The 12,439-nt window shown below is 38.5% G+C and carries 12 protein-coding genes; 7 read left to right on the top strand and 5 right to left on the bottom strand.

Annotated elements, in window-relative coordinates; genetic code table 11:
* Positions 1–21: 21 nt before the first annotated feature.
* The 5 genes from I3217_RS07995 to I3217_RS07975 form a co-directional block, all read right to left on the bottom strand.
* Positions 22–444 (bottom strand): RidA family protein, encoded by a 423-nt coding sequence (locus tag I3217_RS07995; protein WP_435049233.1) that lies wholly within the window; start codon positions 442–444, stop codon positions 22–24.
* A gap of 14 nt (positions 445–458) precedes the next feature.
* On the bottom strand, positions 459–1,859 hold the full coding sequence (locus I3217_RS07990; RefSeq protein ID WP_435049232.1) for an FAD-dependent oxidoreductase: 1,401 nt from the start codon (positions 1,857–1,859) through the stop codon (positions 459–461).
* A complete protein-coding gene (gene kynU, locus I3217_RS07985) occupies positions 1,852–3,123 on the bottom strand; it encodes a kynureninase (protein ID WP_435049231.1) in 1,272 nt (423 codons plus the stop codon). The genes I3217_RS07990 and kynU overlap by 8 nt, the downstream gene beginning before the upstream one ends.
* 233 nt (positions 3,124–3,356) lie before the next feature.
* Positions 3,357–4,028, bottom strand: coding sequence for a peptide-methionine (S)-S-oxide reductase MsrA (gene msrA, locus I3217_RS07980; RefSeq protein WP_435049230.1), 672 nt, complete (start codon positions 4,026–4,028; stop codon positions 3,357–3,359).
* A gap of 103 nt (positions 4,029–4,131) precedes the next feature.
* Positions 4,132–5,274, bottom strand: coding sequence for an acyl-CoA dehydrogenase (locus I3217_RS07975; RefSeq protein WP_435049229.1), 1,143 nt, complete (start codon positions 5,272–5,274; stop codon positions 4,132–4,134).
* 95 nt (positions 5,275–5,369) lie between these two features.
* Here I3217_RS07975 and I3217_RS07970 point away from each other — a divergent pair, with 95 nt between their 5' ends.
* From I3217_RS07970 to I3217_RS07940, 7 genes are all read left to right on the top strand, one after another.
* Positions 5,370–6,443, top strand: coding sequence for an anhydro-N-acetylmuramic acid kinase (locus tag I3217_RS07970; RefSeq protein ID WP_435049228.1), 1,074 nt, complete (start codon positions 5,370–5,372; stop codon positions 6,441–6,443).
* Between the two features lie 60 nt (positions 6,444–6,503).
* Complete coding sequence (locus I3217_RS07965) at positions 6,504–7,730, top strand: Glu/Leu/Phe/Val dehydrogenase dimerization domain-containing protein (protein WP_435049227.1); 1,227 nt, start codon at positions 6,504–6,506, stop codon at positions 7,728–7,730.
* A gap of 10 nt (positions 7,731–7,740) precedes the next feature.
* On the top strand, positions 7,741–9,135 hold the full coding sequence (gene nhaD, locus I3217_RS07960) for a sodium:proton antiporter NhaD (RefSeq protein WP_435049226.1): 1,395 nt from the start codon (positions 7,741–7,743) through the stop codon (positions 9,133–9,135).
* A 65-nt stretch (positions 9,136–9,200) separates the two neighbouring features.
* Positions 9,201–9,899: a MotA/TolQ/ExbB proton channel family protein gene (locus I3217_RS07955; protein WP_435049225.1), complete on the top strand. Its 699-nt coding sequence runs from the start codon at positions 9,201–9,203 to the stop codon at positions 9,897–9,899.
* A 1-nt stretch (position 9,900) separates the two neighbouring features.
* Positions 9,901–10,293: an ExbD/TolR family protein gene (locus I3217_RS07950; RefSeq protein ID WP_435049224.1), complete on the top strand. Its 393-nt coding sequence runs from the start codon at positions 9,901–9,903 to the stop codon at positions 10,291–10,293.
* A gap of 4 nt (positions 10,294–10,297) precedes the next feature.
* Entirely contained in the window at positions 10,298–11,182 is an 885-nt protein-coding gene (locus I3217_RS07945; RefSeq protein WP_435049223.1) for an energy transducer TonB, read from the top strand.
* A 2-nt stretch (positions 11,183–11,184) separates the two neighbouring features.
* Entirely contained in the window at positions 11,185–12,402 is a 1,218-nt protein-coding gene (locus I3217_RS07940; RefSeq protein WP_435049222.1) for a bifunctional folylpolyglutamate synthase/dihydrofolate synthase, read from the top strand.
* The last annotated feature ends 37 nt before the right edge of the window (positions 12,403–12,439 follow it).

The raw sequence follows: 12,439 nt of genomic DNA, 5'->3' as shown, positions 1-12,439 counted from the left end.
TTGTATTTCGTTATTTAAATTTTAGTCTTGTTTTTTATAAGCCATGACCTTTATCTCTACCACAAGATCGGGATGAGGTAACTGATGAACAGCCACTGTGGTGCGGGTAGGGCCATTTTCCTTACTGAAAAATTCGCCGTATGCAATATTGTATCCTGCAAAGTCATTCATATTTACCAGAAAGGTAGTGACGTCTACTACATCTTCTAAAGTAGCATTTTCGACAGCTAAAATGGATTGGATATTTTCTATTACCGCTTTGGTTTGCTTGTAAATATCCAGTCGTTTAGTTCCCATGTTGTCAATGATATCCACGCCTTCAAAACTATTGTCTGCACGTCGAGAGCTTGTTCCCGATACAAATATAAAATCGCCAACACGTTTTATGTGGGGATAGGCGCCGCGAGGTGTGGCTTTACCTGCTATTACTTTTCCTGAACTCATAATATTACATTTTGTTATTGAAGTGTTTTGGCAATTCGGTCTTCGTTTAAAATATGTTGTGTTTCGGTTTTTACCTTTTTCAAGATACTGTTTAAATCGTCTTCTGTAGTTATCTCTTTGCCGGTAAGCATGTTTAAAAGGGCCTTGTCCTGAGCGCGCCCCCGGGTCATGGCTTCATAATATCCTATGTTTTCGTTAAACGTAACCAGGGAATATTTAGAGGCATAGTCGTTAGGGAATTGCTTTTCCAATGCCATTTCTATATGACGTTTTTCCCGAAAAACCGGATTGTTTACATGACCTTTCATTTCGTGAAAGTTATCTATTGCCAGATCAGCAATGGCATCTGTATTTTGTTTACGCTGCTTTTCAAAAGCTTTGAAAATAGCTTCCCAAGATACGTGATTTTCATTTAAAACCTGATCGAGAACGGTTACGTCTTCAAAAGAAGCATTCATGCCTTGTCCGTAAAACGGCACAATAGCGTGGGCAGCATCTCCCATTAATAACGTATTGCCTTTATAGTGCCAGGGTGAACATTTTACAGTGCCTAAAGGTGAGGTTGGATTGTCGAAGAAATCGTTAGCCAGATTGGGCATGAGTTCCAGCGCATCTTTAAAATACGTGTTGAAAAATTCTAAAACCCGTTCCTTAGTCGTTAAATTGTTAAAATTATAGTCGCCTTCATCATAACTTAAAAATAAAGTCACTGTAAAACTGCCATCCAGATTTGGAAGGGCAATAAGCATAAAAGCATCTCTTCCCCAGATGTGAAGTGCATTTTTAAATGCTTTGAAATCTCCGGTTTCTGTTGCTGGAATGGTTAATTCTTTATAGCCGTGGCTGAGGTAGTTTTGAGAAAAACTGAACAGGAATTTTTTACCCAGATAATAACTTTTTCTTAGAGCAGAACCAGCACCGTCTGTGCCAAAGATAACATCGGCAGAAACCGAGATATCCGATTTAGTGTCGTAGTGATAGAGGTGAACAATGTTGTTTTCAAAATCGACCGACTTACATTTATGATTGAAATAAATGGTGACGTTGGGTAGTTTTTCGGCTTCATCCAGTAATAAGGCATTTAAATCTGTTCGAGAAACGGAATTAATATATTCATTTTCTTTGCCGCTATACGCAGAAAAAACGGTGTTACCTTCTTTATCGTGTAGCATACGTCCTTTCATGGGGATGCATAGTTTTTTTACTACTTCCTGAAGTCCAACCAGGTTAATGGCTTTAATTCCTCGGTTAGAAAACGCCAGGTTTATAGATCGTCCTGCACTAATGTCGGTCGTTCTTAAATCGGGCCGCTTTTCATACATTGTTACTTTATAACCGCGTTGTCCAAGACGTAATGCTAATAAAGAGCCACACAATCCTGCTCCTATAATGATTATGTGATTCTGCTTAGTCATTCAGTAAGGCTTTAAGTTTTTCTACCATATAATACACATCCTGAAAAGAATTGTAGAGTGGGACCGGAGCACAGCGAATAACATCGGGCTCTCTCCAGTCGCTTATAACTCCGGCCTGCGTTAATTTGTCGAATAAAGCTTTGTTGGCATTTTTAACCTGAATGGATAATTGGCAGCCACGTTCTTCAGGGTTTTTAGGCGTGATAATTTTGATGTTTTTATTGTTTAGCTGCTCTAATAAAAATTCAAAATAGCCTGTTAATTTTTTCGATTTTTCAGTCAGCGCTTCCATGCCTGCCGCCTTAAAAATATCCAGTGAAGCTTTAATAGCAGCCATAGATAAAATAGGAGGGTTGCTTAGTTGCCAGCCTTCTGCGCCTGGAAGTACATCAAATTCGTGACGCATATTAAAACGAGTTTGTTTATTATGACTCCACCAACCAGTAAATCGGTTTAGTTTTTTGTTGTATGCATGCCGTTCGTGAACAAAGCATCCGGCGAGACTTCCCGGACCCGAATTTAAATATTTATAGGTACACCATACAGCAAAATCGGCACCGCTATCGTGTAAATTTAGTTTTACATTTCCTGCGCCATGTGCACAGTCGAAACCTACTATACAACCGTGTTGGTGCCCGACATTGGTAATGCGTTTTAAATCTAGAAACTGGCCGGTATAATAATTAATCCCGCCAAGTAATATTAATGCTATTTCGTGGCCCTGTGTTTTAAGTATAGAATCTAAATCTTCATAATTAAGAAGTTCTTGCCCTTCAGGTGCTTTCCATAATATAAGCCCCTCTTTGTCGTCGAAACCATGATGTCGCAATTGAGATTCAACGGCATATTTGTCTGAAGGAAAGGCATCGGCTTCAATTAAAATTTTATACCGGGTTTTGGTTGGCTTATAGAAGGACGCCATCATAAAATGCAGATTGGCTGTAAGTGTATTCATAACTACAACTTCTATAGGTTTGGCTCCTACGATTTCTGCCATGGTTTCGGTTAAAAATTCATGATATGGTAACCAGGGGTTTTTAGCGTGAGTATGGCCATCTACACCTAAATTAGCCCAGTCTTCAAGTTCCTGATTAATATAGTGCTTTGTAGATTTTGGTTGTAAACCCAAAGAGTTTCCTGTAAGATAAATAAGTGGTTTACCGTCTTTATCCTTAGGGATATGAAATTGCTCGCGGAATGTTGCCAGTGGATCGTTTTGGTCCTGAATTACTGCAAATTCGAGACCTGCTTGGTAGTTAGACAATGTTGTTAGATTTTTTAGCGTTCCTAACAAAAATATAAATTTAAAATCAACAAAGGAAGGTAGGAATATCTATTAACATGAGATTATAAAAACAAAAACGCTTCAGTTGTGTTGCAGCTGAAGCGTTCATCATATATATAGACGCATAACGCGGAATATTTTAATATAGTATATACGGTTGACTTTCAGGGGGTAGATGTTAAAGGAGTATTAAAATTTCAAATTTGATAGCTTTAATTTGCACTATCTTTAAGGATTTCGTGAAATTGCGTTTTAAATTTATCGTATCTCGGGTTTGAAATATTTTTTATATAGGGATTGTTCGGGTTGCGTTTTTTATAGTCCTGGTGGTAGTCTTCGGCTTTCCAGAATTTTTGGAATGGGTAAATTTCTGCAGCAACCGGCTTTCCTAGTTTCTTAGATAATACAGCTTTTTTTGCTTCGGCTATACTACGTTGTAAATCGTTCTGATAAAAAATAATAGAACGGTATTGCGAGCCACGATCAGGGCCTTGTCCGTTTACTTGTGTCGGATCCTGAGAACCAAAATAAACATCCACTAAAGTGGCAAAATCAACTATATTAGGATTGTAAATAACTTCTATGGTTTCTGCATGACCAGTTTGTCCGGTGTTGCTGTCTTCATAACTCGGGTTTTCGGTATGTCCTCCAGAATAGCCGGAAATTACTTCTTTCACACCAATAACACTTTCATAAATGGGTTCTACACACCAAAAGCAGCCACTGGCAAAATAAGCGCGGGCTTCGTTGTTAGTTACAGGAACTTCAACAGGCGTGGCATGCATTACGGCGTCCTGTTTAGGGTTGGTTTGTGCTTTGTGTTCGCAGCTGCAAATAATGAACAGGATTAATGCAAGTAAAACAGGAGGTAGAGACGTTTTCATTATGTTTTTTAGTTAAGTCGGATTAAATATTAAAACCTTAAGGTATAAAAAAGTCTAACCAATTTAGAGTTAGACTTTTAAAATATAGAGATGTTTGTGTGTGTTACTTGTCTATAAGGCCTCGGGAGATAACAATTTTTTGAATTTCTGAGGTGCCCTCGTAAATTTGAGTGATTTTTGCATCGCGCATTAAACGCTCTACGTGGTATTCTTTAACGAAACCATTACCCCCATGTATTTGTACTGCTTCTACTGTGGTGTCCATGGCAACCTGCGAGGCATATAGTTTAGCCATAGCGCCAGACATCGTGTAATCATTTTGCTGGTCTTTATCCCAGGCAGCTTTCATACATAAATGACGTGCGGCTTCTATTTGTGTAGCCATATCGGCAAGTTTAAAAGCAATAGCTTGATGGTTGCATATTTCGGTACCAAAAGCTTTACGTTCTTTAGAATATTTTAAAGCCAGTTCGTAGGCTCCAGATGCTATACCTAAGGCCTGAGAAGCTATGCCTATTCTTCCTCCTGCTAAAGATTTCATGGCGAATTTAAACCCGAACCCGTCTTCTCCAATCCGGTTTTCCTTAGGGACTTTTACATCGTTAAACTGTAAGGAATGCGTGTCGCTTCCGCGAATGCCTAATTTATCCTCTTTAGGGCCTACGTCAAATCCTTTCCAGCCTTTTTCTACAATAAAAGCGTTAATACCTTTATGTTTTTTGTCGATATGGGTTTGCGCGATTACGATATAAAAATCGGCTGTTCTACCATTGGTAATCCAGTTTTTAGTACCGTTTAAAAGGTAGTGGTCGTCTTTTTCTATAGCTGTGGTTTTTTGAGAAGTAGCATCACTACCTGCTTCCGGTTCACTTAAACAAAAAGCCCCTAGAGATTCGCCTGAAGCTAATTTAGTTAGGTATTTTTGTTTTTGCTCTTCATTTCCATAGTGCTCAAGTCCCCAGCATACCAAAGAATTATTAACAGACATTACCACAGAGGCAGAGGCATCGATTTTAGAGATTTCTTCCATGGCCAGTACATATGAGATGGTATCTAATCCACTTCCTCCGTATTTGGGGTCTACCATCATGCCAAGAAAACCAAGCTCTCCCATTTTTTTTATTTGTTCTTTTGGGAATTCTTGTTTATTATCGCGTTCTATAACACCTGGAAGTAATTCGGTTTGTGCAAAATCGCGAGCCGCGTCGCGAATCATAATATGTTCTTCTGTTAGATTAAAATCCATAATTGTAAAAAGTAATTGTTGAATTTTTAAAAAATGATACCAAATATAGGTGTAAATTATTAAATATTCAATAGTATGTGTAAAAATAATATAATATGCTAAAAAATGAATATAGGGTAGTAGGAGTAATGTCGGGAACTTCTTTGGACGGAATTGATTTGGTATACGCTTCATTTACAAAGTCTTCCGGTTGGGATTTTGATATTGTTTATGCAGAAACACAACCTTATAATAAAGCCTGGTTAGATGTTTTACAGCATCTGGTAGGCCGATCAAAATCTGATTTAGAAAAGATAAACGAAGAATATACGGTGTATTTAGCTGGTGTAATCCAGGAGTTTATAACGAAACACAATATAAAATCTATCGATGCCGTGTGTTCGCATGGGCACACGGCGCTTCATGATCCCGAAAATGGTTTAACCCTGCAAATCGGTAATCTGCCACAATTAGCGACTTTAATTAATGAAACTGTGGTTTGCGATTTCAGAGTCGATGATGTAGCTCTGGGCGGACAAGGGGCGCCTTTGGTGCCTATCGGGGACGCATTGCTGTTTTCTGATTACAACTACTGTTTAAATCTTGGAGGTTTTGCAAATGTGTCTACTGAATTGTATGGTAAGCGGGTTGCTTTCGATATCTGTCCGGTTAATATTGTATTAAATCATTATGTAAAGCCTTTAGGTGTGTCTTTCGATCGTGATGGTAAACTGGCGCAAAAAGGACAAATTCAGCAAGAGTTGTTGGAGCAGTTAAATGCACTGGAATTCTACGGAGAAACTTATCCGAAATCCTTAGGATTGGAGTGGGTGATGGGACATGTTTTTCCTTTAATAGATACATTTAATTTAGAAACAGCAGATGTGTTGCGAACTGTTGTAGAGCATGTGGCTGTGCAAATATCTAAGGTAGTGCCGCACACCAAAGCGACAACAATGCTGGTTACCGGAGGTGGTGCATACAACAAATTTTTAATAGAACGTATTAAAGCCTTGTCAGGATGTACCGTGGAAATTCCTGATGCCAATATTGTAGAATTTAAGGAAGCGCTAATTTTTGGTTTGCTGGGAATCTTACGTTTACGTGGTGAAGTGAATTGTTTAATGAGTGTAACCGGCGCACGTAAAGATCATTCGTCAGGATATGTTTACAGGCCTAAAAATAATTAAGAATTTAATTTCAAGGGATTTTTAGTTTTTTATATTTGTTGATTCAATTTAAAAACCTAGATGAAAGAACTACTTCAGAAGTACGAAAATAAGCAGCCGGAAATAGTGTTTAACTGGAAAGACCCAGAGACGGAAGCAGAAGGATGGACGGTAATTAATTCGCTTAGAGGTGGTGCAGCAGGTGGCGGAACTCGTATGAGAAAAGGCCTGGATATGAATGAAGTTTTATCGTTAGCGAAAACGATGGAAATAAAATTTACCGTATCAGGACCTGCTATTGGTGGTGCAAAATCAGGGATCAATTTCGATCCGAGTGACCCTCGAAAAAAGGGCGTTTTAGAGCGCTGGTACAAGGCTGTATCTCCGTTATTGAAAAGTTACTACGGTACAGGAGGAGATTTAAATGTAGATGAAATTCACGAAGTTATTCCTATTACAGAAGAAAGTGGGGTGTGGCATCCTCAGGAAGGCGTATTCAATGGTCATTTTAAACCCACCGAAGCCGATAAAATTAACAGAATAGGTCAGCTTAGACACGGGGTTATAAAAGTACTTGAAGACCCAAAATATTCTCCCGATATTAGAAAAAAATATACTGTAGCCGATATGATTACAGGTTACGGCGTAGCTGTTGCGGCTAAACATTTTTACGATATACATAACGAAAGTATCAAAGGTAAACGCGTAGTGGTTCAGGGCTTTGGTAATGTTGGTGCTGCAGCTGCGTTTTACTTCGCACAAATGGGTGCTAAAGTGGTTGGACTTATCGACAGTGCAGGAGGGTTAATTAATGAATCCGGATTCTCTTTTGAAGATATTACTTCACTTTATCTTGCTAAAAAGGGGAATACCTTACAAAGTAAAGATCTTATTCCTTTTGATGAAATAAATAAAACGATTTGGGCACTTAAAACCGAAGTGTTCGCGCCTTGTGCTGCATCCAGATTGGTAACGAAAGACCAGATAGACAGCATGATTGGTAATGGACTGGAACTTATTACCTGCGGTGCCAACGTGCCGTTTGCAGATAAAGAAATATTTTTTGGGCCAATTATGGAGTACACCGATAATCAGATTAGTTTAATTCCTGATTTTATCTCCAATTGCGGTATGGCCAGGGTGTTTGCCTATTTTATGGAACGCCGCGTACAAATGACCGACGACGCTATTTTCAATGATACCTCAGATGTAATTAAAAAAGCATTGCTTAATATTTACGAAAAGAATCAATCTAAAACACATATTAGTAATACTGCATTTCAAATTGCACTAAATCAACTTATTTAATTAAAAACACATGGAACTTGTAATTATTTTAGTGTTCGTGGTGGGTTATCTGGCCATTACTTTAGAGCACACTTTAAAAATTGATAAACTTATCCCGGCATTGGTAATGATGGCTATTTGCTGGGCCGCTATAGCTTTAGGGTTAGATAGTTTTACGCAGTGGTTCGATTCTGGTCAGCATGCCCTTTTAGAAACGTTTGGAGGTCTGGCACACGAAGAGAAGCTGCACCTTATGGAAGAAACCCTGTTACATCATTTAGGGAAAACAGCCGAAATTTTAGTATTCCTTTTAGGAGCTATGACTATTGTAGAAATTATCGATTATTTTGATGGATTTTCAACAATTAAAAGTTTTGTAAAGACGAAAAGCAAGCGTAAAATATTATGGGTGTTCAGTTTCTTAGCGTTTATACTATCTGCTATAATCGATAACTTAACAGCCACTATTGTATTAATTTCCATACTTCAAAAAATTGTAAAAGATCGCGATGTGCGTATGTGGTACGCGGGGCTTATTATTATCGCTGCCAACGCTGGTGGAGCCTGGTCTCCAATTGGAGACGTAACTACAACCATGTTATGGATTGGTAAAAAAGTTACTACAGGACACTTAATTGGGTATTTATTAGCTCCATCGTTCTTATGTATGTTTGTGCCATCTTTAATAGCGTCTTTTATGCCGGCATTTAAAGGTGATTTAGAGTCTTCGGATGAAGATGAAGAAAAATCTAAAAGTAAATATGGTGCCAGAATGTTGTATTTAGGTTTAGCAGGAATCGTTTCTGTGCCTATTTTTAAAAGTGTAACCCATTTACCTCCGTATGTAGGTATGATGTTAGCACTTGGGGTTGTAGCTGTTTTTGCTGAAGTTTATACATCATCTAAGTTTTCGATTTCAGATATTGAAACTGAAGATAATGATACACACGGGCATCACAGTCCGGTACATGAGTCCCTGTCTAAAATTGAGTTACCAAGTATCTTATTTTTCTTAGGGATTTTAATGGCTGTAGCCGCTTTAGAGTCTTTAGGTATTTTATTCGATTTGGCATCTTCTTTAAAAGGAACCATGCCACGATTAGGAACCGAATTAGGAGAAGAAGGCGTTTCCGATTTAGTGATTTTATTACTGGGTGTTGGATCTGCGGTAATTGATAATGTACCTTTGGTAGCAGCGAGTTTAGGAATGTTCTCAGAGCCTATGGATAATGAGTTGTGGCATTTTATAGCCTATTCTGCAGGAACGGGAGGTAGTATGTTAATCATTGGTTCTGCAGCTGGTGTAGTTGCTATGGGGATGGAAAAAATAGACTTTTTCTGGTATTTAAAGAAAATCTCGTGGTTGGCTTTAGTAGGATTCCTGGTAGGATCTGCTGCATTTATGGTAACCCGAACCTTATTTTAATATTGTTATACTTAACCTAAAAAATTAACGTTATATTGTTTAATCAGTAAATCAATTAAAAACCTATGTTATTTGCCCTATTTCAAGATACTTCTGAAGGTTTAGAAGTTGTTACCGACGAGCCGGTAAAAAAGACGCTTTCCATTATCGAATTAATCAGCAGTGGAGGTGTAGCCGGTCAGGTTATTATCGGAATTTTATTCCTGTTATTAATTGCAGCCGTTTATATTTATTTTGAACGCTTGTTTGCCATTAAAGCTGCATCTCAGATTGATAGTAATTTCATGAATCAGATAAAAGACCATGTAAGTCATGGTAAAATTGATTCCGCACAAATGTTATGTGCTCAGGTTAATTCTCCGGTATCTCGATTAATTGCAAAAGGAATTACGCGTATAGGGAAACCTTTGGAAGATATTAATACGGCTATAGAAAATGCTGGCCGTCTTGAAGTTTACGGTTTGGAAAAGAATGTTAGTATTCTGGCGACAATTTCGGGTGCTGCTCCAATGATTGGTTTCCTGGGGACTGTAATAGGTATGATTTTATCTATTTTCGAAATCGCTAATTCTGGTGGACAAATTGATATTAAATTACTTGCCGATGGACTTTATACTGCTATGACGACTACGGTTGCCGGACTTATTGTTGGTATCGTGGCTTATATGACCTATAACCATCTGGTAGTTAAAACAGACAAAGTAGTGTATCAAATGGAATCTAATTCGTTAGAATTTTTAGATCACTTAAACGAGCCTGTTTAATATGAAGATCAGAGGAAGAAATAAAGTGACGCCGGAATTCAATATGTCGTCTATGACGGATATTGTTTTCCTTCTGCTTATCTTTTTTATGCTGGCTTCTACACTGGTAACTACTAATGCAATTGATGTGTTGTTGCCAAAAGCCAGTGGGAAAACCGAAAACAAGCAGACTATAGCGGTAAGTATAAAGAAAGACCTGACTTATTATATCGATCAAAAGCGCGTTGGAGAAAGTGTTTTGGAACACGAACTTAAAACGCGATTGGCTAAAGAGTCTAAGCCGACTATTGTTTTACGTGCAGAAGAGTCTGTACCTGTAGAGCATGTGGTTAAAGTGATGGATATTGCAAATAGAAATAAGTTTAAAGTTATTTTGGCGGTAAGACCAAATTAAGACTATGAAATATTTACAAACAAAACACGAACGGAATTCGGCGAAATTAACCTTTCTTATAGCCGTCATTTTATTATTGTTATTGTTTGTTGTGGGGCCACCATATATGGATCCTCCGGAGGAATATGGCGTGGCTGTTAATTTTGGATCTACCGATTTTGGTAGTGGAAATAAACAGCCAAATGAGCCTATTAAATCAGAGCCTGTAAAGGTGAATAAAGTGCCTGATGAGGTCGTTGAACCTGAAAAGGTTGAGCCGGTTGCAGCCCAGGCAGCTCAGCCCAAAGAACAAGTGCTTACCGATGATAATAGCGAGGAAATTGCTATTAAAAAACAGAAGGACGCAGAAGCCAAAGCGAAGCGCGACGCCGAGAATAAAGCCAAGGCCGAAGCGGAAGCCAAAGCTAAGGCAGAGGCCGAACGTATTGCTAAAGAACAACGGGAAAAGGCTGAAAAGAAGAAAAAACTGGACGCTTTAATAGGAGGTGTGAGTAAATCGGATGGTACGGCCAAAGGTAGTGAAGGCGATGATAATACTGTAGGAGATAAAGGGCAGTTAGACGGGAATCCTTACGCAGCAAGCTATTTCGGCGGCGCAGGTTCCGGTAGTGGTGGTGTTGGTTATGGTTTAAACGGACGTGGAAAAGCAACTTTTAATACTATTAAGCAGGATTGTAATGAATCTGGTTTGGTGGTCGTTCAAATAGAAGTGAATAGACAGGGACAAGTTATTAAGGCGGTTCCGGGAGTAAAAGGAACAGAGAATAATAGTTCGTGTTTGTTAGAGCCCGCCAAAAAGATTGCCATGTCTCATAAATGGCGTCCGGATCCCAATGCACCGGCCAGACAAATTGGTTTTGTGAGTATCGATTTTAGTTTAGGGCAATAATTATGACATATCAGGAGACTTTACAATGGATGTTTACCCAACTTCCCATGTATCAGCGCCAGGGGCAATCGGCCTTTAAAAAAGATTTGTCAAACACCATTAAACTTGCCGCTTATTTGAATCATCCTGAACAGGGATTTAAAAGTATTCATGTAGCTGGGACAAATGGAAAGGGCTCTACCAGTCATATGCTGGCTTCTGTACTTCAGGAAGCGGGTTATAAGGTTGGCTTGTATACATCACCCCATTTAAAAGATTTCAGAGAACGTATTAAAATAAACGGAAAAGAAGTTTCTCAAGAGTTCGTTGTAAAATTTATAGAAGGGCATAAGGGCTTTTTCGAAAGTAATTCCCTTTCTTTTTTTGAAATGACTGTAGGGATGGCTTTCGAATATTTCAGGAATGAGGCAGTCGATATTGCTGTTATTGAAGTGGGGTTGGGAGGACGTCTGGACTCTACGAATATTATAACACCTGAAGTTTCTGTAATTACCAATATTGGTTTAGACCATACGCAGTTTTTAGGTACAACTTTAGAAGCTATAGCGGCCGAAAAGGGAGGTATTATAAAACCTGGAATTCCTGTGGTTATAGGAGAAACGCAGACAGAAACCGAATCGGTTTTTAAAGATTTAGCAGAAAAAAATGATGCTAAAATAAGTTTTGCCGATCAGCAGATTAAAGAAGCCTTGCCAAGTGATATGATTGGTTCCTATCAGAAGAAAAATATCAGGACTGTTTTACAGACTGTAAAGGAGCTTCGTTTGCTGGGATATAACATTTCTGATAAGACTATTGCATCAGGATTAATGCAGGTTGTAGGGAATACTGGTTTAAAAGGGCGTTGGCAGGTGTTAAATCAATGTCCGAAGGTGGTTTGCGATACAGCACACAATACTGAAGGTTTAACAGAAGTGATGCAGCAGTTAAAACAGGAAGAGTTTGAGCAACTGCATATGGTTTTTGGTGTGGTAAACGATAAAGATATTACTACCATTTTACCACTTTTACCTAAAAATGCCATGTATTATTTTTGTAAACCGGATGTTCCAAGAGGATTGGATGCCGTGGCGTTAAAAACTGTATGTAATGCTAGCGGATTTCAAGGGGAATCTTATGGTTCTGTAAATGAGGCGTATAATGAGGCGTTGAAAAACGCTTCTCAAAACGATTTTATTTACGTTGGTGGCAGCACTTTTGTTGTGGCCGAAATAATTTAAAAAAGTCAAAAAAAGTTTTTGTAGATTCAAAATCTGC

The sequence above is a fragment of the Formosa sp. S-31 genome (assembly GCF_051172795.1).
Classification (GTDB): domain Bacteria; phylum Bacteroidota; class Bacteroidia; order Flavobacteriales; family Flavobacteriaceae; genus Formosa.
This window is presented reverse-complemented; position numbering and strand designations above follow the sequence as displayed.

Bases quoted from the DNA above. Each gene is read 5' to 3' on its own strand.
- I3217_RS07995 (WP_435049233.1), bottom strand. From the start codon at position 444: ATGAGTTCAGGAAAAGTAATAGCAGGTAAAGCCACACCTCGCGGCGCC.
- I3217_RS07990 (WP_435049232.1), bottom strand. From the start codon at position 1,859: ATGACTAAGCAGAATCACATAATCATTATAGGAGCAGGATTGTGTGGC.
- msrA (WP_435049230.1), bottom strand. From the start codon at position 4,028: ATGAAAACGTCTCTACCTCCTGTTTTACTTGCATTAATCCTGTTCATT.
- I3217_RS07975 (WP_435049229.1), bottom strand. From the start codon at position 5,274: ATGGATTTTAATCTAACAGAAGAACATATTATGATTCGCGACGCGGCT.
- I3217_RS07970 (WP_435049228.1), top strand. From the start codon at position 5,370: ATGCTAAAAAATGAATATAGGGTAGTAGGAGTAATGTCGGGAACTTCT.
- I3217_RS07965 (WP_435049227.1), top strand. From the start codon at position 6,504: ATGAAAGAACTACTTCAGAAGTACGAAAATAAGCAGCCGGAAATAGTG.
- nhaD (WP_435049226.1), top strand. From the start codon at position 7,741: ATGGAACTTGTAATTATTTTAGTGTTCGTGGTGGGTTATCTGGCCATT.
- I3217_RS07955 (WP_435049225.1), top strand. From the start codon at position 9,201: ATGTTATTTGCCCTATTTCAAGATACTTCTGAAGGTTTAGAAGTTGTT.
- I3217_RS07950 (WP_435049224.1), top strand. From the start codon at position 9,901: ATGAAGATCAGAGGAAGAAATAAAGTGACGCCGGAATTCAATATGTCG.
- I3217_RS07945 (WP_435049223.1), top strand. From the start codon at position 10,298: ATGAAATATTTACAAACAAAACACGAACGGAATTCGGCGAAATTAACC.
- I3217_RS07940 (WP_435049222.1), top strand. From the start codon at position 11,185: ATGACATATCAGGAGACTTTACAATGGATGTTTACCCAACTTCCCATG.